Source organism: Chakrabartyella piscis (genome assembly GCA_030067835.1).
Lineage (GTDB): Bacteria > Bacillota > Clostridia > Lachnospirales > Anaerotignaceae > Chakrabartyella > Chakrabartyella piscis.
Genome location: CP092441.1, coordinates 1,303,370 through 1,325,333, shown reverse-complemented (window position 1 = coordinate 1,325,333; position 21,964 = coordinate 1,303,370). Strand labels below are relative to the sequence as shown.

Annotated in this window: 19 protein-coding genes and 6 pseudogenes; 15 read left to right on the top strand and 10 right to left on the bottom strand. The window is 36.6% G+C overall.

The features are described 5' to 3' along the window. The first annotated feature begins 3 nt into the window (after positions 1-3). From MJY40_RS05945 to MJY40_RS05915, 7 genes and pseudogenes are all read left to right on the top strand, one after another. On the top strand, positions 4-780 hold the full coding sequence (locus MJY40_RS05945; protein WP_317856083.1) for a ParA family protein: 777 nt from the start codon (positions 4-6) through the stop codon (positions 778-780). Beyond that, a complete protein-coding gene (locus tag MJY40_RS05940; protein ID WP_317856082.1) occupies positions 773-1,420 on the top strand; it encodes a hypothetical protein in 648 nt (215 codons plus the stop codon). The genes MJY40_RS05945 and MJY40_RS05940 overlap by 8 nt, the downstream gene beginning before the upstream one ends. Before the next feature lie 136 nt (positions 1,421-1,556). Beyond that, positions 1,557-2,668, top strand: a protein-coding gene (locus tag MJY40_RS05935; protein ID WP_317853734.1) for an IS3 family transposase whose coding sequence is annotated in 2 segments (ribosomal slippage) — positions 1,557-1,809 and positions 1,809-2,668 — 1,113 coding nt in all. Because the reading frame shifts where the segments join, the coding sequence is not laid out codon by codon here. 35 nt (positions 2,669-2,703) lie between these two features. Then, positions 2,704-3,132: pseudogene (locus MJY40_RS05930) on the top strand (CHAP domain-containing protein); the annotation flags it as partial. 13 nt (positions 3,133-3,145) lie between these two features. Beyond that, a complete protein-coding gene (locus MJY40_RS05925) occupies positions 3,146-3,394 on the top strand; it encodes a DUF4315 family protein (RefSeq protein WP_317856081.1) in 249 nt (82 codons plus the stop codon). Further along, positions 3,381-4,067, top strand: coding sequence for a CD1107 family mobile element protein (locus tag MJY40_RS05920; RefSeq protein WP_317856080.1), 687 nt, complete (start codon positions 3,381-3,383; stop codon positions 4,065-4,067). Before MJY40_RS05925 ends, MJY40_RS05920 begins: the two co-directional genes overlap by 14 nt. 36 nt (positions 4,068-4,103) lie before the next feature. After that, a pseudogene (locus MJY40_RS05915) lies at positions 4,104-4,790 on the top strand (DNA topoisomerase); the annotation flags it as partial. 77 nt (positions 4,791-4,867) lie between these two features. Here MJY40_RS05915 and MJY40_RS05910 read toward each other — a convergent pair. After that, positions 4,868-5,979, bottom strand: a protein-coding gene (locus MJY40_RS05910; protein ID WP_317853734.1) for an IS3 family transposase whose coding sequence is annotated in 2 segments (ribosomal slippage) — positions 4,868-5,727 and positions 5,727-5,979 — 1,113 coding nt in all. Because the reading frame shifts where the segments join, the coding sequence is not laid out codon by codon here. Between the two features lie 134 nt (positions 5,980-6,113). On the opposite strand from MJY40_RS05910, the pseudogene MJY40_RS05905 reads away from it, so the two are divergent. The 7 genes and pseudogenes from MJY40_RS05905 to MJY40_RS05880 form a co-directional block, all read left to right on the top strand. After that, a pseudogene (locus MJY40_RS05905) lies at positions 6,114-7,346 on the top strand (DNA topoisomerase); the annotation flags it as partial. 75 nt (positions 7,347-7,421) lie between these two features. Continuing rightward, on the top strand, positions 7,422-8,393 hold the full coding sequence (locus MJY40_RS05900) for a Cthe_2314 family HEPN domain-containing protein (RefSeq protein WP_317856078.1): 972 nt from the start codon (positions 7,422-7,424) through the stop codon (positions 8,391-8,393). An 82-nt stretch (positions 8,394-8,475) separates the two neighbouring features. After that, a pseudogene (locus MJY40_RS15640) lies at positions 8,476-8,694 on the top strand (LPD16 domain-containing protein); the annotation flags it as partial. Positions 8,695-8,739: 45 nt separating this feature from the next. Further along, positions 8,740-9,156, top strand: a pseudogene (locus MJY40_RS15635) (YodL domain-containing protein); the annotation flags it as partial. Between the two features lie 535 nt (positions 9,157-9,691). Then, positions 9,692-10,051 (top strand): DUF4316 domain-containing protein, encoded by a 360-nt coding sequence (locus tag MJY40_RS05890; protein WP_317856076.1) that lies wholly within the window; start codon positions 9,692-9,694, stop codon positions 10,049-10,051. 235 nt (positions 10,052-10,286) lie between these two features. Continuing rightward, complete coding sequence (locus MJY40_RS05885) at positions 10,287-10,862, top strand: PBECR4 domain-containing protein (RefSeq protein WP_317856075.1); 576 nt, start codon at positions 10,287-10,289, stop codon at positions 10,860-10,862. A gap of 93 nt (positions 10,863-10,955) precedes the next feature. Next, positions 10,956-11,840 carry a hypothetical protein gene (locus MJY40_RS05880; protein ID WP_317856074.1) on the top strand — a complete coding sequence of 295 codons (885 nt, stop codon included), beginning with the start codon at positions 10,956-10,958 and terminating at the stop codon, positions 11,838-11,840. A gap of 62 nt (positions 11,841-11,902) precedes the next feature. Here the strand turns inward: MJY40_RS05880 and MJY40_RS05875 are convergent, their stop codons facing one another. Then, positions 11,903-12,112: an ErpK protein gene (locus tag MJY40_RS05875; RefSeq protein WP_317853736.1), complete on the bottom strand. Its 210-nt coding sequence runs from the start codon at positions 12,110-12,112 to the stop codon at positions 11,903-11,905. 113 nt (positions 12,113-12,225) lie between these two features. On the opposite strand from MJY40_RS05875, the gene MJY40_RS05870 reads away from it, so the two are divergent. Next, positions 12,226-13,337, top strand: a protein-coding gene (locus MJY40_RS05870; RefSeq protein ID WP_317853734.1) for an IS3 family transposase whose coding sequence is annotated in 2 segments (ribosomal slippage) — positions 12,226-12,478 and positions 12,478-13,337 — 1,113 coding nt in all. Because the reading frame shifts where the segments join, the coding sequence is not laid out codon by codon here. 28 nt (positions 13,338-13,365) lie between these two features. Here the strand turns inward: MJY40_RS05870 and MJY40_RS05865 are convergent. The 8 genes and pseudogenes from MJY40_RS05865 to MJY40_RS05830 form a co-directional block, all read right to left on the bottom strand. Continuing rightward, positions 13,366-14,097: pseudogene (locus tag MJY40_RS05865) on the bottom strand (IS1634 family transposase); the annotation flags it as partial. A 116-nt stretch (positions 14,098-14,213) separates the two neighbouring features. Beyond that, entirely contained in the window at positions 14,214-14,567 is a 354-nt protein-coding gene (locus tag MJY40_RS05860) for a hypothetical protein (protein ID WP_317856073.1), read from the bottom strand. 91 nt (positions 14,568-14,658) lie between these two features. Beyond that, on the bottom strand, positions 14,659-15,084 hold the full coding sequence (locus MJY40_RS05855; protein WP_317856072.1) for a flagellar basal body L-ring protein FlgH: 426 nt from the start codon (positions 15,082-15,084) through the stop codon (positions 14,659-14,661). 429 nt (positions 15,085-15,513) lie between these two features. Continuing rightward, complete coding sequence (locus MJY40_RS05850; RefSeq protein ID WP_317856071.1) at positions 15,514-16,419, bottom strand: metal-dependent transcriptional regulator; 906 nt, start codon at positions 16,417-16,419, stop codon at positions 15,514-15,516. A 169-nt stretch (positions 16,420-16,588) separates the two neighbouring features. Next, positions 16,589-18,334, bottom strand: a complete 1,746-nt coding sequence (locus tag MJY40_RS05845; protein WP_317856070.1) for an ABC transporter ATP-binding protein — start codon at positions 18,332-18,334, stop codon at positions 16,589-16,591. Further along, positions 18,331-20,133 carry an ABC transporter ATP-binding protein gene (locus MJY40_RS05840; RefSeq protein WP_317856069.1) on the bottom strand — a complete coding sequence of 601 codons (1,803 nt, stop codon included), beginning with the start codon at positions 20,131-20,133 and terminating at the stop codon, positions 18,331-18,333. The genes MJY40_RS05845 and MJY40_RS05840 overlap by 4 nt, the downstream gene beginning before the upstream one ends. A 32-nt stretch (positions 20,134-20,165) precedes the next feature. After that, positions 20,166-20,975: a class I SAM-dependent methyltransferase gene (locus MJY40_RS05835; RefSeq protein WP_317856068.1), complete on the bottom strand. Its 810-nt coding sequence runs from the start codon at positions 20,973-20,975 to the stop codon at positions 20,166-20,168. Further along, positions 20,972-21,937: an arsenic resistance protein gene (locus MJY40_RS05830; RefSeq protein WP_317856067.1), complete on the bottom strand. Its 966-nt coding sequence runs from the start codon at positions 21,935-21,937 to the stop codon at positions 20,972-20,974. The genes MJY40_RS05835 and MJY40_RS05830 overlap by 4 nt, the downstream gene beginning before the upstream one ends. Positions 21,938-21,964: the final 27 nt, after the last annotated feature.

The following is a 21,964-nucleotide window of genomic DNA, read 5'->3' as shown; positions in this document are numbered from 1 at the left end:
GCTATGAAAATAATCGCTATTGTAAATCAAAAAGGTGGTGTTGGTAAAACTGTTACTTCGGTAAATCTTGCAATAGGACTTGCAAGACAAGGCAAAAAAGTTCTTGGAATAGACCTTGACCCACAAGGATCATTTACTGTAAGTTTAGGTTTTACAGAACAAGATAAAATCCCTGTTACAATATCTTCACTGCTTGAAAAAGTCATTGAAGATGAAGAAATAGACACTTTCGAGGGAATTTTACATCACGAAGAAAACATTGACCTTATCCCTGCTAATATAGAACTATCAGGACTTGAAGTTACCCTTATAAATACAATGAGTCGAGAAAGTGTTCTCAAAGAATATTTAAAATTAGTAGCAGATAAATATGATTATTGCATACTGGACTGCTCCCCATCGCTCGGTATGGTAACAATCAATGCCCTTGCGTGTGCTGACAAACTAATTATTCCAGTGCAGCCACAATTCCTATCGGTAAAAGGCATGGAGCAACTTTTTAAGACCATCGGTAAAGTACGCAGACAGATTAACCCTAAACTTGAAATCGGTGGTATTCTAATCACTATGGCTGATATGCGTACCAACTATACAAAAGACATCATCAGTCTATTGCAAACCACCTATAAGGACAAGTTGCATATCTTTGAAAGTATTGTGCCATTGTCGGTTAGAGCTTCTGAGATTAGTGCTGAGGGCAAAAGCATTTATGCTCACGCACCTACTGGCAAAGTAGCTGTTGCCTACGAAAACATGGTATCGGAGGTGCTTTATGGATAACAAAGAATTGCAAATTATATGTAGCAGAGTAAAAAATCTTTCAAAGCGATTATCAATGTCACTTACTCCACTGGGATACAACTATGTTATTTTTAATAATCCACAGCATCTTTTTGAAAATATTAGTAAATATGAGGAATATGCAGATAGAGATGTTGCAAACATTTTAGATGGTATTGTCAGAAATGCTGATGGAAAGCTAGAGCCACAGTGTGGTTATTCTATTACTGAAATACTTTCTGATATTTATGATACTCCTAAATGGGCAAGTGAAATCAAAGGCAAATGGAAAAAAGGTATGCTCATTATGCCTTATGAAGTTGGTGATATTATTGAGTATTATAAAAACGATAAAGATGGTGACGAACATAGGTATATATCCAACATTGTATTGATAGATGGAAAGTATCAAATTTTCGGTGATGAAGATATAGACCTTGATAGCATAGGCATAGCAATAAGAAGAAATGAAGATGTAGCTTATGAAATAGAGCAACTGGTATATAACGAAAAATGGAAAAAGTTTGTTGAAAAGAAAAATCCATATATTCCACTGATTGAACGCTTAGAAATTATGCTTGATAGAGCTGATGAGTTAAGTGACTACTTTGAATCCGAACACGAGGAGGTGTCACGATGAAATCAAGTGCTAGTAAAATCAAAATGACATCTTATGATGAACTTTTCGGCGAAGATACTGGAATGGCTATACTTAACTAGACAGAAAAGATAAGGTCATGTAAAATAAAACTAATATAAAATAAGGAGATGATTACATGACTAAAAAACGACAACGAAGAGAATTTACAGAAGAATTTAAACAGCAGATGGTTCAATTATATAACAACGGAAAATCGAAAGCAGATATCAATCGTGAATACGATTTAACACCATCGGCACTGAATCGCTGGATACAGCGTTACAATGCTACTGGTTCTACAAAAGAAGCTGATAATCGCACACCAGAAGAAGCTGAACTCATCAAACTTCGTAAAGAGCTACAACAGCTACGAATGGAAAATGACATACTAAAGCAAGCGGCGCTGATATTCGGACGAAAGTAATTGTAATTCGAGCAAATCGACACAAATACTCTATATCAGCCATGTGTAAATGCCTTGAAATCAGCAGGAGTACCTACTATTACGAGGCTTCGTCCAAGAAAGATGATACGGAATTAGAACAAGAAATTGAACGGATTTTTTATGAAAATAAAGAAGTCTACGGAAGTCGTAAAATGAAAAAAGAGCTGAAGAAGTTGGGCAAACAGGTTTCTAGACGCAGAATTTGCCGCATTATGAAACGTTTAGGGCTAATTTCGGTCTATACCGTTGCCAAGTTCAAACCACAAAAGCAACAATGCAATGAGTCGCCAGTAAAAAACGAACTAGCTCGTCAATTTGATAACCAGCCTCCCAATGCAGTAATTGTTGGGGATTTGACGTATGTTCGAGTGAACTATAAATGGAACTATGTTTGTATCTTAATTGATTTATTCAACCGAGAAATCGTTGGATTTAGTGCAGGACTTCACAAAAATGCTCAGTTGGTATATGATGCTTTTGCAACAATCAAAGGGAATTTATCTGAAATCGAGCTGTTCCATACCGATCGCGGCAGCGAGTTTAAAAACTATCTCATTGATGAAATGTTAGATGTGTTTCAGATCAAACGATCCCTCAGCATGAAGGGCTGCCCCTATGATAATGCAGTTGCAGAAGCCAATTTCAAGGTATTCAAAACAGAATTTGTTCGAGGACGAAATTTCGTCAGTTTGGAGCAATTGAAGTTAGAACTTGCAGACTATGTGCATTGGTTCAATAACATACGTTTGCATGGCTCTTTGGATTATAGAACACCAGCCGAATATCGGGTACTGACCTTATAAAAATTGTCCAAAAAAGTGTTGACATTCCATTTGTAGATGGGGAACGAGCTGGTAATCAAGCCATTGTAGATATTGCAATATCGCAAGTTGGCAACGTGGGTGGACAGCCTTATTGGTCTTGGTATGGTTTTGATTATCGTGTGGAATGGTGTGCGACCTTTGTGTCTTGGGCATTTAATCAAGTTGGATACAGCGAACCTAAATTTGCAGCTTGTCAAAGCCAAGGTATCCCATACTATTCATCTATGGGTAGATGGGCAAGTCGTGGATACGAACATATCGCCGCAGGAGATGCCATTTTCTTTGACTGGGAGGGCGATGGAAGTTCCGACCATGTAGGCATTGTTATCGGTACTGATGGAACTAGAGTTTACACTGTTGAGGGTAACAGTGGCGATGCTTGTAAAGTGCGTGATTATGACTTAAATAGTTCTGTCATTATGGGATATGGACTGATGAATTAAAACGGAGGAAATTATGAGTGCAAAACTGAATAAGGTAAATGCTGAAATTGAAAAATATGAGCAAAAACGCTTACAAATTGATAATAAGATAAAATCACTATACAAAGAACGTAAAGACCTTGAACACTTGGAGATGATTGATATGTTGAAGAAAAATAATACTTCACTAAGTGATTTACAAGGTTTGCTTGAAAATCTAAATAAACAACATGGTGATGTAATTCCCATGACAATGGAGGTAGAAACGAATGAAACTGACTAAATTTATTGTAACAACTTTAATGGCTACCACTCTTTTAATGTCATCTTCCGTGGTGGCATTTGCAAGCGGTGGAGATAACACAGAAACAACATCTAAAGAAGTTGTTGTTCCAATTATCGAAGAAAAAAATGAAGATGTACCACTCACCCCTGACGGTAATTTAAGCATGGTTGATGATGTCATTGTAACCGACGAAGAACACAAGCAATTTATTATTGCACAGTCTAAAAACGGTAACTATTTTTATGTTGTGATTGATAGAACAAAGGATAGTGAAAATGTATATTTGCTAAATATGGTTGATGAAGCCGACCTTGTAGCACTTGCCAATGGCGAAACTGTTCCATTAACCCCTACTTCTCCACCTGAAACAGTAGAGCCTGAGCCACCTGAAGAAAATACCGATACAAAGCCAGTGGAAGAAGAAAAACCTAAAAACAATATGGTACTTATTATTACATTAGTTCTTGGACTTTGTGGTTTAGGTGGTGCTTACTACTTCTTCTTTATGCGAGGTAAAAACGGAAAACCTATTACTCCAAGCAACATAGACTTTGAGGAAGACGATGATGATAATGCCTTTCAAGTAGTTGATGCTTTTGGAGATGAAACAGAAAATGAAGATGAAAACGACAATAATTATCATAATGATAACGATACGGAGGTGGTCTAATTGATTTTAGTAATTGCAGAAAAACCATCCGTGGCAATGAGTATTGGCAAGGTACTTGGTGCTACTGCTAAAAAAGACGGATACACTGAGGGCAATGGATATATTATCTCTTGGTGTGTTGGGCATTTGGTAGGTCTTGCACCTACTGAATGTTACAATGAGAAGTATCAAAAATGGGCATTGGACGATTTACCTATTATGCCCATTGAGTTTAAATACACCGTATCAAAAGGCAAGGAAAAACAACTAAAAGTGTTGTCCTCACTGCTTAATCGAAAGGATGTAGAGTATGTAGTCAATGCTTGTGATGCTGGGCGTGAGGGTGAACTTATATTCAGATTAGTATATAATCTTTCAAAGTCTACGAAACCTATGAAAAGACTTTGGATCTCATCTATGGAAGATAGTGCAATTAAGCAAGGTTTTGATAATTTAAAAGATGGCAATGATTTTGAATTACTTTATAAAGCAGCTACGTTACGACAACAAGCAGATTGGCTAGTTGGTATCAATGGCACAAGGCTTTTTTCTTGCCTATATAATCAGCAACTAAATGTTGGCAGAGTCATGTCACCCACTCTTGCTATGATTGTGCAAAGAAACGCTGAAATAAATGCGTTTAAATCCGAGCCTTTTTACAATGTGGTGCTAACTGCAAACAATGTTGCATTTACTTCTGCAAAGTTTAAGGATAAAACACAAGCTGATGAACTGCTAAAGGCTTGTGAAAATCAGCCTATTATCATTACAGAAATAGAAAACAAGGAAAAATGGAATGTCAACACTTTTTTGGACAATTTTTATAAGGTCAGTACCCGATATTCGGCTGGTGTTCTATAATCCAAAGAGCCATGCAAACGTATGTTATTGAACCAATGCACATAGTCTGCAAGTTCTAACTTCAATTGCTCCAAACTGACGAAATTTCGTCCTCGAACAAATTCTGTTTTGAATACCTTGAAATTGGCTTCTGCAACTGCATTATCATAGGGGCAGCCCTTCATGCTGAGGGATCGTTTGATCTGAAACACATCTAACATTTCATCAATGAGATAGTTTTTAAACTCGCTGCCGCGATCGGTATGGAACAGCTCGATTTCAGATAAATTCCCTTTGATTGTTGCAAAAGCATCATATACCAACTGAGCATTTTTGTGAAGTCCTGCACTAAATCCAACGATTTCTCGGTTGAATAAATCAATTAAGATACAAACATAGTTCCATTTATAGTTCACTCGAACATACGTCAAATCCCCAACAATTACTGCATTGGGAGGCTGGTTATCAAATTGACGAGCTAGTTCGTTTTTTACTGGCGACTCATTGCATTGTTGCTTTTGTGGTTTGAACTTGGCAACGGTATAGACCGAAATTAGCCCTAAACGTTTCATAATGCGGCAAATTCTGCGTCTAGAAACCTGTTTGCCCAACTTCTTCAGCTCTTTTTTCATTTTACGACTTCCGTAGACTTCTTTATTTTCATAAAAAATCCGTTCAATTTCTTGTTCTAATTCCGTATCATCTTTCTTGGACGAAGCCTCGTAATAGTAGGTACTCCTGCTGATTTCAAGGCATTTACACATGGCTGATATAGAGTATTTGTGTCGATTTGCTCGAATTACAATTACTTTCGTCCGAATATCAGCGCCGCTTGCTTTAGTATGTCATTTTCCATTCGTAGCTGTTGTAGCTCTTTACGAAGTTTGATGAGTTCAGCTTCTTCTGGTGTGCGATTATCAGCTTCTTTTGTAGAACCAGTAGCATTGTAACGCTGTATCCAGCGATTCAGTGCCGATGGTGTTAAATCGTATTCACGATTGATATCTGCTTTCGATTTTCCGTTGTTATATAATTGAACCATCTGCTGTTTAAATTCTTCTGTAAATTCTCTTCGTTGTCGTTTTTTAGTCATGTAATCATCTCCTTATTTTATATTAGTTTTATTTTACATGACCTTATCTTTTCTGTCTAGTTAAGTATAGCCATTCCAAATCAGAAAAGCCACCAAAACTATATGACCTTACCACCTTACAGCGTGAAGCCAATCGAAAACTTGGTTTTACAGCTAATCAAACACTAGAATACACACAGAGCCTTTATGAAAAGAAGTTATGCACCTACCCTCGTACCGACAGCAAGTTTTTAACCGATGATATGGAGCATGGTTTGACTGAAATTGTTGCAATTACAATGGAGAAATTACAAATAAACACTACTGCACCAACCAATACAAGGACTGTTATTGATAACAGCAAGGTTACGGATCATCATGCGATTATTCCTACAAAAACTTTGAATGGTTATGATATAAACAACCTACCACATGGTGAAAAAGAAGTTTTGACGCTAATCATGTTACGACTTCTTTCTGCTTTAGGTGATAATTTCAAGTATAGCGAAACCATTATCTCAGCGAAATGTGGCAATGTGGAACTCGGCACAAAGGGTAAAACTATTTTAGAACAAGGCTTTAAAATGTTTGATTTGAAAAACGATAACAAGCAAGAGGAAAACCCTTTGCCACTGATGGCAGAGGGCGAAGTTTTAGATATAAATTCATCTGAAATTAAAATCGGTAAAACCTCCCCACCAAAACAATTTACCGAGGATACTATTTTATTTGCTATGGAGAACGCTGGGCGTGATGAAGATATCGAAAAAGAATTTTGTGGAATTGGAACTCCAGCCACTCGTGCCGGAGTTCTTGAAAAGCTAGTAAACATCAAGTTAATTGAACGTAAAGGCGATAAAAAAACAAAACATCTTGTACCAACAGATAAAGGCACTGCCCTTATCACTATTTTACCTGAAAGCATTGCTTCTCCACTTACCACTGCAACATGGGAGGAAAAATTAAAGTGTATTGAACTTAATGAAATTTCTCCTGACGAGTTTTTAAGTGAGATTAAAGGTATGGTTAAAACCCTTGTAGGTACTTACGAAATGGCGAAAGGTAGTGATGCTCTATTCCCACGAGAAAGCACAGGCAAAGTGATTGGCACTTGTCCTCGCTGTGGTGCAGATGTTACCGAAAATAAAAAGAGATATGCTTGTTCCTCTAAGGAGTGTGTCTTTGCACTTTGGAAAGAAAACAAGTTTTTCACTTCAAAGAAAAAGACCTTTACAGAAAAGATGGCAAAGGATTTGCTAACTACTGGTAAAACAAAGCTGACTGGGTGCTATTCTGAAAAGACTGGCAAGAAATATGACTGTACGGTACTGCTTGATGATACTGGTGGTAAATATGTGAATTTTAAGATGGAGTTTGGTAAAAAATAAAATTTTGGGTAGTTTGAGAATGGAATTTTTATGAGTTTTGTAGTATAATGTTAGATAGTAAAGGAGTGGTATATTATGAAAACTGACATACATACATTTGAAACAGATGATAAAATCATAGAATATCTATCAATAAGGATTAACGAGATTAATGTGGTTCAAGAATGCAGACTATCACGCTCTGAACAATTAAACATATCGGATGAAGTTATTCATTTTAGAAATTGTATTGAATGGTTGATCCGTGCTAATCGTACAATAAAAAATATAAAATACGCTCTTGAAAAAAGTTTAGGATATTCGACAAAAATGATTTCTCCTATTACCGAAGATGAAAATCAAACTTCATATTCGTATTATCTTGAAGATGCTGTTTATAGAAACCTTGTTTTATGGGATGTATTTAGACAACTTTTAAATGAGTATTATAAATGTGGCGTTCCTCGTAATGATAAAATTAGTATTTATAAATTTATGAGAGAATATAAGGATAAACTTGGAGCGGATAAATCTGAGGAATTATTAGCCTACCTGAGTTCAGAAGAACACAAAAAAGTTCGGGAAACATTAAGAAATTCATTCACACATTCTTTAGAGGCGACCAACTCTTATATTTTTCATAGAGAAATTGATGGAAAGTTAAAGCCTGATATGGATAATTTATTTCCAGAGCATCCTTTTGCTAATTTGAATTATGTGATTGATGACTCAATAAAACTAATAGCGTATATCAATGAAGTTTCTTTGATAATGTTAGAATATCGCAAACAGATGTTAGTAGCAATAAAAATAACATTATCGTTACCTTGTGGTAAAATTGATGAAGATTCGGATGTTTGGAATTTAAAACCTCTGCTAGAAAATTATGAAAAGCTACTATATCCATGTGAGAACCCTTGTGAAAAAGCACATGAATATGAACAAAGATTAATATGCAAACCAGAAAAAATTTGCTATCAAAGTTGCGAACATTCAAGTTTTGACATAAGTGGGGAACTTGCTCCTGTTTTCAATTTCGATGAAATCAAAAAACAATTTCCATGTTAAAAGTAAACATATTACACCCATTGACTTCATTGTCGTTGGGTGTTTTTTGCGTCCAAAATTAAAAAGAAAGTAGGAAAACAATATGCAAATAGAAAATTTAACCCCTAATGAAAAACTTGCGAAAGAAATGCAAGAAGAAAAAGCAGCATACAAACTGGGCAACGGATATTTCTCCATAGAAGAACATACCGAAGGTTGGGATTATAACTTTTACGATAAAAATATGGTAGTAACTGATGGTGGTGTCTATGATGATACCACCATTTCTATTACCGAAGCAATCAATAGTATTTCAGATGGCGAAGTATTCGTGGGCAAAGATAATTTGCTTAACCGAACTGCTACAATGCTTGATTTTGATGAGTTTATGGAGGAAAAAGACAACTGTGAGCAAGAACATACACAGTCACAATTAAAGGATTTTGCTTTTGAGAAAAATGAGGCAAGTTCCTACTCCATCTATCAGCTTAAACACAGTGATTACACGAGAGATTTTCGCTTTGAGGGGATTACTCATTTAGAACGAAAAAACATTGACATTGAAAAAAGTAATTTCAATAATGTCTACACGGATAGTTTTAATGATAGCATTAAAGATTTATCTAACAACGAGAAATTAAACTACCTATGGGAAACCTTTAATATCAACCACCCATCTGATTTTGAGGGACATAGTTTATCTGTCAGTGATGTTGTTGCCCTAAAAGAAAATGGCGAAGTGACCTATCATTTTGTGGATAGCTATGGATTTAAAGAAATTCCGTTTGAAAATGTTGTGGAGCAAATGCACGAAGTGGACACAAAGGCGCATTTACCCGAACTTGTAGGCATTGCAAAAGATGATACTAAAAGCCTTGTAGATGTTTTACTAATTGACAGATTTGCAAGAAGCGAACTATCTAAAGCTATCAGTATTGCAAATCTGCAAGAGGAACTGGAGGGTGAGTTTAGTTTTGAAGATGTCGTAAAACTAAACTCCTACTGCCACGATGTATGGTTGAAAGTAGACGAGGTTTCTTTTGAAAAAGTGAAAGATTTTGCCACTTCTGCTATCAATGAAAATCGTGCCACCATTGATGAAATTATCTCTATCACTCGTAGTGAGTTTGGATCTGCTGTGTTTGATAATAACACCTATATCCTCTCTGAACTGTTTCCAAAAGAAAATAATGAACAGCTACTTACACCTGATAGCGATAATATCAAAGTAGATGGGCATATTGGCTCTTGGTATGTGGTGGATACAGAAAAAATTGATGGCAAGGACGTTCTTGCTTGAACATGAAGAACATGGAGATATGGCACCGAATGTGATTGTTGATATTACAGGACATTTAATGTTAAGCGATGTCTACAATGGTTTTGATGATTTGACAGATCATTTTGACAGCATGATTGACAACCCTATTGCAACACTTGAAAAATCAGAAGAACAGAACTATAATATGATAGATGGAGTGATAAACAATATAGAAAAAGATGATGTTTTAGAAGAACTTGCACAAGCACAAGCCGATGTTAAGGCAGAAAAAGAAGAAAGTAAAAAAGCTGATTTGCCTAAAAAAAGACCATCTGTTTTATCAAAACTTCGTGAAGCTAAAGAGCAAGTGAAACAAAATGATAAGCAGAAAGAAAAAAACAAAGATGTGGAAAGGTAAAAAATTTTCAGAGTATTGACATATTTTTGTTTTCAGAGTATAATAATAGTACTAACAGGCAACAGGTGTGTCTGTTCAAGCGAGGAAGTTAGTGGTGTATCGGTACGCACTGCTATACGGAGCTTCCGAGGGGTTGAGCAGTAACCTCAAACCGATGTAGGTTTAAACCGAAAGAAAATGCTCTGAAAACCGTCTTGTGAAAGCAAGGCGGTTTTTTTAGATAGAGAGGATAATAATGGATAAAATATTAGAGTGTGCAAGTAATTATAAAAAACTTACGAACGTCCGTTATAATATGGTAATTGGCAGAAAAGGTAAAGCTGTCAAAATTGTATTAGACTTTGATGAATCTAACTTTCATCATTTATTGGGATTGCATAAATTAACGGATTTAGTTGGTATAGCAAGTGGAAACCGAAAAAAGATTTTCAATCAAATATTAGGAAAGTCAATAACAGCAGCACAGATACAAAAAAGTGATTTTTTTGATAAATTAGAAAGTCGTATTGATCCTTTGTGTAATTTAGAAAAGTTACTTGATACAAACGAAATTGTATTTAGATATAACGAGAAATTACATACGTTTTCCGTTATAAAAGCTGATTTTTTACTATCTACACCACTTAATAATCGTGATACATATATTTTCTTAAGTAATGAAAAAGATGATAATTACTTTTGTCGCTCACTGTTTTATGAAACAAACATAGATTATACATCACGACAACCTAAATATACCCTACTCTATAAAGAAAAAATAAATATATCTACTGGAGAAACAGAAGTTCAGTATGATAGATTAAAAAAATAATGAAATAAACTTTAAAAGCCATTACGAGGACTAAAAAACCTTGTAATGGCTTTTTTGCGTTTTACAGTAAAAATAAAGGAGGCAACTAAACCTATGAGCAATAAATTACAGCAGATGACACAACTTTTTTCTGAAACAAAAGATGATGTCACAAGGAATATAGAAAACTGGCAAGGCTATCTTACTACTGCAAGCAGACTATATAAATATAACTTCGATGATCAGATTTCCATTCATGCACAAAAACCTGATGCCACGGCTTGTGCTACAATGGAACTTTGGAATGGGAAAATGAATCGTTGGGTAAAAAGTGGCAGCAAAGGCATTGCCCTCATTAAACATAATGCAGGGCAGAAGCCAAGACTTGAATATGTTTTTGATATAAATGATACACGAGCAGTAGAAAATGCAAGATACCCCTATCTTTGGGAAATTCAAGAAAGTTATCATGAGCCTGTGTTACAAGCAATGACTGAAACATATGGTAAAACAGATCAACTAGGCTTTGCAGAGAATTTAATGGAATTTGCAGAGCGTAGTGTTGGCGAACATTACAGAGAATTTTTGCACGACCTCACCTATGATTTAGAAGATAGTTTTTTAGAGGAACTTGATGATTTAAATATCGAAGTAAACTTTAAAGACGCACTTACAGTTAGCACACAATATATGGTGCTTTCAAGATGTGGATTAAATCCTATGGACTATCTTGAAGATGAAGATTTTCACAGTGTTATGGAATTTAACACCCCCGAAGTCCTCTCCCATCTTGGAAATGCACTGAATGTAACATCTAGTGAAATGTTACTAAAAATCGGTGATATTGCGAGGAATATTGATAGAGAAAATCTTCGTGAAAAAGTTGCAAAATCAAAAGAAATAGATTATACTAATAATACTCAATTCAGCACTTTAAAGCGAGAAAGTGGAAATAATAAAGGAGATATTGAAAATGAACAATCTATCTCAACTTCCTGAAATTTACCCACTAAAACATTTATAGGTCTAGGACGTTTACAAAATCGTCCCAGACCTAATGTTTATTTACCTTCAAGAAACTTCAAAATGTCCTCGTAACTTCGTGTGCTATTCTCCATAGCTTCCAGTAACTCTTGTTTTTGCAGATCACTTTTCTTCTCCTGCAATGCAACTAACTCTGCTAGTGCTTCATCATATTTATCTTTACATTTGAATACATGTTCTTTAGCTCGTTCTATCTTTTCATCTATCGATATACTACGTCTTCCCATTTCTCTAATCCTCCTATGACTCTGCCAAAACAGCTTGGAATGGCTATACTTAACTAGACAGAAAAGATAAGGTCATGTAAAATAAAACTAATATAAAATAAGGAGATGATTACATGACTAAAAAACGACAACGAAGAGAATTTACAGAAGAATTTAAACAGCAGATGGTTCAATTATATAACAACGGAAAATCGAAAGCAGATATCAATCGTGAATACGATTTAACACCATCGGCACTGAATCGCTGGATACAGCGTTACAATGCTACTGGTTCTACAAAAGAAGCTGATAATCGCACACCAGAAGAAGCTGAACTCATCAAACTTCGTAAAGAGCTACAACAGCTACGAATGGAAAATGACATACTAAAGCAAGCGGCGCTGATATTCGGACGAAAGTAATTGTAATTCGAGCAAATCGACACAAATACTCTATATCAGCCATGTGTAAATGCCTTGAAATCAGCAGGAGTACCTACTATTACGAGGCTTCGTCCAAGAAAGATGATACGGAATTAGAACAAGAAATTGAACGGATTTTTTATGAAAATAAAGAAGTCTACGGAAGTCGTAAAATGAAAAAAGAGCTGAAGAAGTTGGGCAAACAGGTTTCTAGACGCAGAATTTGCCGCATTATGAAACGTTTAGGGCTAATTTCGGTCTATACCGTTGCCAAGTTCAAACCACAAAAGCAACAATGCAATGAGTCGCCAGTAAAAAACGAACTAGCTCGTCAATTTGATAACCAGCCTCCCAATGCAGTAATTGTTGGGGATTTGACGTATGTTCGAGTGAACTATAAATGGAACTATGTTTGTATCTTAATTGATTTATTCAACCGAGAAATCGTTGGATTTAGTGCAGGACTTCACAAAAATGCTCAGTTGGTATATGATGCTTTTGCAACAATCAAAGGGAATTTATCTGAAATCGAGCTGTTCCATACCGATCGCGGCAGCGAGTTTAAAAACTATCTCATTGATGAAATGTTAGATGTGTTTCAGATCAAACGATCCCTCAGCATGAAGGGCTGCCCCTATGATAATGCAGTTGCAGAAGCCAATTTCAAGGTATTCAAAACAGAATTTGTTCGAGGACGAAATTTCGTCAGTTTGGAGCAATTGAAGTTAGAACTTGCAGACTATGTGCATTGGTTCAATAACATACGTTTGCATGGCTCTTTGGATTATAGAACACCAGCCGAATATCGGGTACTGACCTTATAAAAATTGTCCAAAAAAGTGTTGACATTCCACTTCCAGGATAATCCTCACAAAACAGAGGCTCTCTATTCGTTCTATCGTAGGCGATAGCATGATTAATAATCGGTTTATCATCCCCCGTTTTCGAATGTCCAAACTCTGCCAAATCTATATCACCTGCCTGACAGGTCATGTTAGTAGAATCATACGATATGTAAATCTGTTCCCTATGATTACGTGACGCATTCCATTCATTCAGAAATCCAACACTTTGATTTATTGTGATTTCACTAAGAAAATCAGATACTTTACTATCACTATAAATATGCATATCAGATGTAAAGAGCGGATGGTTATAAGCGTAGTCTGGATAATATTGTGCTGCGTTATTTTCTGCAATAATAGAGTATGTAACTAAATCCAAAAACAGATCCTCATTTTTACCAAGGATACGCTTTAGCATCGTATCAAGTTCATAGTCTTTAATAATCTTCTGTATCATCAAATATGAACCTATCCGAAGACAACAACTTCTTTTACTACGATCCTTTTTATCTGGTAGTTCTTTATCCGGAAAATATTTTAGATAGTTTGCATTGGGATACATTTTTTCAATATCCTCCTCGCATCGTCTCCCTATTGTAGTTCGTTTCGGAATCGTATATTGTTTTTCAGGTTTATATATTCGGTCATATTCATAATTAATGTACGTTACATCTTTTATCTTTTTCCTTGTGATTTTCCCCTTGCTCTCAGGTATTTCTACTGTAAAATCAAAGTACATACGCTCTCCTTTCTTAGTGAGTATACCCACTAAGAATAGTATACACTAAAAGCCCAGAAAAATCAATAGATTTGCCGATTTTACTGGACTTTATTGGGTTTTGTTTTTATTTAGTGTCAAAATTTCAGGAAGTTGAGATATATACTACTCGTTCCTTCTATACTATCCACATCTATTGGTGCGCTCACATCTGTTGGTGTATCCGGATTTGTTGGTGCATCCGCATTTGTTGTTACTTCTGCACCTGTTATTGCATTCACCGAATCTTGTATTAATACTTCTCTCGAGTTTCTGTTTGAATTGATAGCTTCATTCGATTCTGATGTTTTTCTATCATTTTCATATGTAACCATTTGTGACTTTACAAAATTTGCTTCGTTGGCATATGCATCTATTTGAGAGGGTAACACTCCCGAAACCATTATTATCGCCATATATAAAACAAAAAGTTTTTTCAGTTTCTTCCACATATACTATTCCCTTCTCCTTCAAACAATGACAACAAAGCATACATACCTCAAAACAACTTGAAGTATGTATGCTCAATTTATTTAGTAACTATTAACCAAAGATTACCAAGTCACCAGAAGCAGCAATAGGCATAATGGAAACATTGATTGTAAAATCAGCATCAAACTTTGTGTAATCACCTAAATCTTCAGTGTGTGTAAATGAGAACGCATCATACTTTCCGTTTCCATCGCCATCAATCATTTCGACAGTTTTACCGCTAATAGTTACATCACTCAAATTTCCAGTTGTAAAGTATGCACTAAAATCTTCTTGAAGATACACAGTGATGGTGTCTCCATCTACTTCTGCATCCAAGATAGCATCATCACCCATAGACAAGTTAGAGCTAAGGCTTGTTGGATCAAACTCACCATCTTTGTAAAGACTTGCTTCATGTGTTGTTGCTGCAAGTGCGGAAGCGCACATAGAAAGTACCATTGCACCTGCGAGTACTGCTGAAACTAATTTTTTCATAAGTATTTCCTCCTCTTCGCCTTTCGGCATTCAGTAATAAAGTTTAAGTAACAAAATATATCAAAACCCCATTGAGTTAAGACCAAAACCAAACGCTTCCCAATCGTTAGCATAGGCTAACGCTACAAAGTTTACTGTTGTCTTTCGATTGTTAGCTTTTGCTAACTCACTAGCTAAAATAAGCACCTAACTGTGTTTTGTTAGGCTTGTCTATCTCTTGCATACATTAAAATACATAAATTAACTTTTGTCAAGAATATTTTTAAAATTTTCTTAATTTTTTATTTTTTATATAGAATAAACTATAAATTTATAAATTCTATATATTGAAAATACATTCTTTTCTCTATAAACCTACATTTTTCTACATATTTAAACAAACAAAAAGAGGGCAAAAACCCCCTTCTATATTTTCATCCATATTCTCTTTTATTCCAAATTTTTTATGATTTTTTCTATCTTAGAAAATGCGATTGCTCTCTCTGCTGTGTATGTGTGCTTTCTCATTTTTTTCGTTTCACGAGTCACTTCACGCAAAACATCCAATCCACCCAAGGAATCCACCAACTTCATTTTCCTCTGCACATCTGCCATATCGTTGTATTTTGCTGCAAATTCCAAAGCCAATGGCAGTTGCTTATAGTTTTCCATTTCAGCCAAAATATCTTTGATTCTGGCAATGTTTTTATATCCGCCGATTTCTTCCAAAAGCTCCATGCCTTTTTCCACTTCTTCCGCACCACCAAAGCGGTTTATCAGTTCTGTCGCTTCTGTAATATGCTCCACACCGCCACAATCCACAACAACCTTCAACACCTTATCTGTATTGCTTTCTGGCATCTTTGGCATAGGCATGGACTTGCCTTTCATGGCTTCATGCATCATTTGCATTTTTTCTGGATAAGCGGAATCACTTCCCAAAAGACCGCTTGCCATTGAAACGTGCTTTTCAATTTTAGATAAAGTTGCATCGCTAATGCTATGCTCCATATGGCAGGCATCTTCTTCTGCACTTTCTTCTGGCACACCCAAAAGAAGCAACCATTTTTTGATACGCTCGTGTTTCGCCAATATTTCTTGAGCAATGCGATAGCCTTCTTCCGTAAATTCCAGCTGTACACCGCTACCTCTTTTCCCACTATCATAGGGTTTGATGAATCCATTGTTTACCAATTTCACCATTGCTGCATATACAGTGGAGGTTTTAAGCTTTAATGCATCTTGCAGAAGTTGCGCCGTTGCGTATCCACCATTCATTTGCAATATCAAAATATTTTTCAAATAATCTTCGTCCGTTTCACGTGACATGGCTGTCACTCTTTCTGAAGCTGCCAAGTTTACTCCACCTTTCTTGTTGGTTTTTCTCTCTCTTGCGTTAGCATAAGCTAATTATACACAGCTCTAATTCCTTTGTCAACGGAAGTTGAATTTCTAGGATTTTCTCCCAAAAAACAGAATAAGCAGACTATATCACAAGCCTGCTTACTGAGTATTAAAATTCTATTTATACAATATTCCAACTTGCACTTTTTGCCTGCAAGTCCACCATTCGTTTATACAATCCCTCTTGTGCAATGAGTTCTTGATAAGTTCCTTCTTCTTCCACTTTGCCATCTTTGATGAGCACAATTTTATCCGCTCCAGCAACGGTTCGCATTCTATGGGCAATGACCAAAACGGTTTTCTCTTTGATGAGCTTAGAAATTGCATCTTGCACCAAACTTTCGTTTTTGATATCCAAAGAGCTTGTGGCTTCATCCAGCAAAATAATAGGTGCATCTTTGAGCAATGCTCTGGCAATGGAAAGCCTTTGACGTTCCCCACCAGATAGGTTGTAGCCATTTTCGCCAATGAAAGAATGGTATCCTTCTGGCATTTTGTTTACAAATTCATCGCAATTCGCCATTTTTGCAACTGCAATCACTTCTGCATCCGTTGCATCTTTCCTACCAATTCGGATATTTTCCAGAACGCTATTGTTGAACAAGGTCACATCTTGGAATACAATGGAAATACTTTTGAGGAGTTCCTCTGGATCAATTTTGGAAATATCCACACCGCCAATGGTGACAATGCCTTCTGTCACATCCCAAAATCTTGCAGATAGCTTCATTGCTGTGGATTTGCCACCGCCAGATGGACCAACAAGAGCTGTCACTTCCCCTTGTTTTGCTACGAAAGATAAGCCCTCCAAGACTTTTTCGCTGGTATCATAACTGAAGTGCACACTTTCAAAGGCAACATCATAGCCATTTGGTTTGAAATCCAAAGAGCCTTCTTGGCTTTCTGTTTCTTCAATCACTTTCATGCGATCAATGGCAATTTGAGAACTGAAAATCGCCGCAATATTCATAAAAGCCGCTTCGATTGGTTCAAAAATACGAGTTGCAAGCATCATAAATGCAATGAACACCAACATATCAATGGTGCCACTGGCAAGAAGATATACCCCTGCCAAGACAGAGGTTGCAATGCCAACTTTCAAAATCAAGGTAGCCAAACTAATGGGAACTGCAACACCAACTTCTGCCATAATTGCTTGTTTTTCATACTTTGCAAATTGTTCCGCAACCATAGCCACATGGGCATCTTGTCTATTGTTGGATTTGATGTCACGAATATTTTCCACACACTCTGTAATTTTATCGTTATATTCCAAAACCGTTTTCTTGCTTTTTTTCGCAAAACTTTTCTGGAAGTTTTTTGTAAACAGCACCAAGCACAAGGCTACAGGAATCACCCACATAGTTGCAAGTGCCATTCGCCAATTATAAACCGCAACACCAATCATAATAATCGGCATGGAAACCATTGAACCAAAAAGTGCTGGCATATAATGAGAAAATGCTTGCTCCAAGGTTGCTGCATCGGTCATAATGGTTGTGGTCAAATCCGATAAATCTCGTTGTCCAAAGAAGGACAATGGCAGTTTTCGCAATTTTTCTGCTAGGGTAATTCTTTTTTCTGCACTTTCTTCATATGCCGCAAAATAACTTGCGTTATAGGACATCCAAAAAGCAACAATCAGCAATGCCACAACCAGCAAGGTGTACAGGATATATGCCCCCAATTGATATGCAAGTGCTTCTCCATTCAGCACAGGCATAATGGTATTCATCAAAAATCCATACATCACCCAAGCAACAGAAATGGCAGCAATATTTGCAAATGCGCTACACAAGCTTGCCTTCAAAATATTCTTTGCACCCGTTTCGCTCAAAGCAAAGGTTTTTCTCAAATACTTGGTCATGCCATCACCCCCTGATTTCTTTCCGCAAGTTTCTTCCAATCAAAAGCAGCGGTATATTCTTGGAACATTTCTGCATATTCGCCATTTTGTGCCATCAAATCCTCGTGTGTGCCACTTTCTATGATATGCCCACCACCAATGACATGGATGCAATCTGCATTTTTCACAGTGGACAATCTATGTGCAATCAAAATCACGGTTTTATCTTTTGCAAGGGATGCCATTGCCAACTGGATTTCGTGTTCATTTTCAGGATCGGTAAAAGCAGTTGCTTCATCCAACAAAATGATAGGAGAATCCTTCAAAATCGCCCTAGCGATGGCAATTCTTTGTGTTTCTCCACCAGATAAGAATACACCGCCTGTGCCAACTTTTGTATTCAGACCATTTGGCATTTTTGCCACAATATCCTCGCATCTCGCTTGTTGCAATGCACGTTCCACCTCTTCTGTTGTGGCATTTGGATTGCCTTCTCGAATGTTATCCAACAAACTGCCCTTGTAAAGCTTTGTATTTTGGAATACAAAGGAAATGTGTTTCATCATATCTGCTTCGCTGATGTTTCTAATGTCAATTCCACCGATTTTGATGCTACCTTCTGCAACATCGAAAAAACTTGCAATCAAGGATACAATGGTAGATTTTCCACCGCCAGATTCTCCAACAAATGCAATGGTTTGTCCTTGTTTTGCTGTGAAGCTGACATTTTCCACTGCATTCACCTTTCCATTTGGATATTGGAAGGTGACACCTGATGCTTCTATATCAAAACTGGTTGGTGTTTGTGTGATTTCTGGATAGGACAAAGGCTTTGCATCTAAAATCTGTTTCACTGCTTGATAAGATAATTCTGCTTTTCCAGTTGCTTCGCTCATCCACATGACTTTCATAATCATTGTGTTACAAGTTGGCAAGAACAGGATATAGAACACCAAATCCACCAACAATTCCAAAGTGCTTTCTGCCTTTGGCAACATGAAAATCCCACCATAAATCATAAAGAAGGATAGACTTGCAAGTAATGCTTGGAATAAAATCATGGGCAAACGATACCCTTGACAAATTAACGATACACGTTTTTTATACTCATCAATGGTGTCATTGAATTTTTTGAAGGAGAAAATACTACCACCAAAGGTTTTTATGACAGGCACACCACGCACATATTCAACGGCTTCGTTGTTCATTGCATCCAGCGCTTTCATATATAGCTCCATGTTGTCCCTTGAGTTCCCCATCATCATGGCATATGGCAAAAAACAAGCTATGATGCCAACAAAGGAAAGCAATCCCAATCGCCAATCGAAAACAAACAACATGACAATCACCGCAATGGGTGTCACATATGCCCCCACCATGTCTGGCAGTTGATGTGCCAAAAAGCCTTCGGTATCGCCAATGTTTTCGCTGAGGGTTCTACGCAATTTCCCACTGCCAGCTCCATCAAAATATCCCAATGGCAGTTTCATCAAATGTTTCATACCCTCGGTGCGTAAATTTCTTGCAATGCGAAATGCAGAAATATGGGTACACATCAGTGCTGCTATGTAAATCAAAGCACCCACAATCGCAGCCGAAAGTGCCAATATTGCATTTGGCGCAAGCTGTTCAAAACTAATGTTTGGATATGCAAGAAGCGCCTCTTTTGCTGTCACCCAAACATAAACAATGGTGAATAGCACCACAATGGCACTGACTCCAGAGAGTGCCATGCCGATATAGGTGAATTTGCTGTGTTTTCCACCGTGTGATAATAGCTTTTTGATTGTGGAGTCTTTTTTCTCTTTTTTCTGTTCCATATACATCACCCTTTCTTTTGTTTGAACTATCTTTATAGTTTGATATGTACTAACATAGAAGTTTCCTTCCAATCGTTTACAAACATATATAATTTTGTTTTCCATCGTAATTTATGTTTCAGCTTTTTTGAAACTTTGCCAAAAAGAATGCCTTGTTTTATCAATTTGGTATTGGAACGTTTTGCAAAATCCCCACCTGTTTTCACACAAAAATACATTTTCGCACCTTTGTTTCCTGTTTTTTCCACATATCGATTTGCAAATTTCAACCCAAAATCATTGACTGCATCAAACAACATTTCTGCATTTTCGAATTCACCTTGCAATTTTCCAATCAAAGATAAGACTTCTGGTTCTTTGAAATACATAAATACGCCTGCCACAACAAAAAGCGTCGGCAAAGAAGTGTCCATATATTCTGTCAAATCCAAGACGTTTACATCTCCAGAAATCAAAGTTTCATTTTCACATACACCCAAAATTTCTTTTCTTAGTGTAATGACGGAGGGAAAATCAATTTCGTAAAAATGTGTATGTTTCTTATGTTCCAACAATCGCCATGCCATAGTTTCCAGACCGCATCCAATACAAACAATATTGGATTGTTCATGGTTTTTGATGAATTTTCTTGTGTAATCATCCATCAAAACACAACGAGAAGCGGAAGCAATCATCTCATATTCCGAACTTTTTTCTACAATCTGATTGGGTGGCAATTTGTCTGCAATTTCCAGTGCTTTTGCATCATAAAAATATTCTGGAAATGTATTGGAAATATGGGTGCGAGCCATCATCGGAATCAATAAGGTATCTTGTACGCCATCTAATATCATTTCATTCATCGAATCTCCTTCGCTTCCTTTTCTACATTCCATTTCAATAAAATATTCGATACAACAGACAACACAGGCAACTCAATCAACGGTCCTATGACCAATGCCAAGGCAACCAATGGATAGTCTGGAAATGCCGCCACAGCTATCGCCAAAGATAGTGGTGAATTTCTAGCCAATGTTGTAAAGTTTAGGGCAACAATATCTCTTTTTGGAAATTGCAATACCTTTCCAATCCCTTGTGCAATGCAAAAGAGCAATGCAAAGAAAATCAACAAAGGTACAAAAAGTCTGCATAGTAACATTGGATTTGCAAACAAATTGCTCCCTTGGGATGCAAACATCACAATCACCGCAAGACATAAAAATAGCATTTGTAGGTTGTCGCTTTGTTGAGATACCCATTCTTTGATAACTTCTTTCTTTTTGAGTATTTGGTTTGTCACAAGAGCAAACACAAATGGAATCAATAACACAAATACAATGCTTTGCAACAAATGAGATACTTCCATCTGAATTTCACTGCCCAAAAATACAAATAAATACACAGGCATCAACACAATTTGCAAAATCAAATTGATGGGAAGAATGGAAATATTCAGCTCCACATTTCCTTTTGCAAGCCCTGTAAACACCAGATACCAATCAGTGCAAGGTGTCACCAAAAGCATCAAAAGCCCTATGCGTATTTCAATGGAATCCCCGAAGAAAACATTCCCCAGAACATAGGCAATCACTGGCGTAATGACGAAATTGATGACCAAAGCCACATTGGTATATTTGATGTTTTTGCAGGCAGTTCTCAGTTGCCCCAAATCCACTGACAAAAATAAAATGTATAATAGCATCATCAAAAACAGCTCAATGTAGCCTGATGAAACATTACCAAGTGGTGTGTATTTCCCCAAAAGCAAGCCTACTAGTGCTGCTGCTAAAATCAGAATCGGTTGTATTTTTGCACCAAAAGTCATGTTTCTTCTCCTATTTCTTCTTTATTC

Excerpts from the sequence above, each read along its gene's own strand:
- MJY40_RS05855 (WP_317856072.1), bottom strand. The coding sequence starts at position 15,084 with ATGAAAAAATTAGTTTCAGCAGTACTCGCAGGTGCAATGGTACTTTCT.
- MJY40_RS05925 (WP_317856081.1), top strand. The coding sequence starts at position 3,146 with ATGAGTGCAAAACTGAATAAGGTAAATGCTGAAATTGAAAAATATGAG.
- MJY40_RS05875 (WP_317853736.1), bottom strand. The coding sequence starts at position 12,112 with ATGGGAAGACGTAGTATATCGATAGATGAAAAGATAGAACGAGCTAAA.
- MJY40_RS05920 (WP_317856080.1), top strand. The coding sequence starts at position 3,381 with ATGAAACTGACTAAATTTATTGTAACAACTTTAATGGCTACCACTCTT.
- MJY40_RS05900 (WP_317856078.1), top strand. The coding sequence starts at position 7,422 with ATGAAAACTGACATACATACATTTGAAACAGATGATAAAATCATAGAA.
- MJY40_RS05845 (WP_317856070.1), bottom strand. The coding sequence starts at position 18,334 with ATGACCAAGTATTTGAGAAAAACCTTTGCTTTGAGCGAAACGGGTGCA.
- MJY40_RS05880 (WP_317856074.1), top strand. The coding sequence starts at position 10,956 with ATGAGCAATAAATTACAGCAGATGACACAACTTTTTTCTGAAACAAAA.
- MJY40_RS05945 (WP_317856083.1), top strand. The coding sequence starts at position 4 with ATGAAAATAATCGCTATTGTAAATCAAAAAGGTGGTGTTGGTAAAACT.
- MJY40_RS05940 (WP_317856082.1), top strand. The coding sequence starts at position 773 with ATGGATAACAAAGAATTGCAAATTATATGTAGCAGAGTAAAAAATCTT.
- MJY40_RS05830 (WP_317856067.1), bottom strand. The coding sequence starts at position 21,937 with ATGACTTTTGGTGCAAAAATACAACCGATTCTGATTTTAGCAGCAGCA.
- MJY40_RS05860 (WP_317856073.1), bottom strand. The coding sequence starts at position 14,567 with ATGTGGAAGAAACTGAAAAAACTTTTTGTTTTATATATGGCGATAATA.
- MJY40_RS05890 (WP_317856076.1), top strand. The coding sequence starts at position 9,692 with ATGGCACCGAATGTGATTGTTGATATTACAGGACATTTAATGTTAAGC.
- MJY40_RS05840 (WP_317856069.1), bottom strand. The coding sequence starts at position 20,133 with ATGGAACAGAAAAAAGAGAAAAAAGACTCCACAATCAAAAAGCTATTA.
- MJY40_RS05885 (WP_317856075.1), top strand. The coding sequence starts at position 10,287 with ATGGATAAAATATTAGAGTGTGCAAGTAATTATAAAAAACTTACGAAC.
- MJY40_RS05835 (WP_317856068.1), bottom strand. The coding sequence starts at position 20,975 with ATGAATGAAATGATATTAGATGGCGTACAAGATACCTTATTGATTCCG.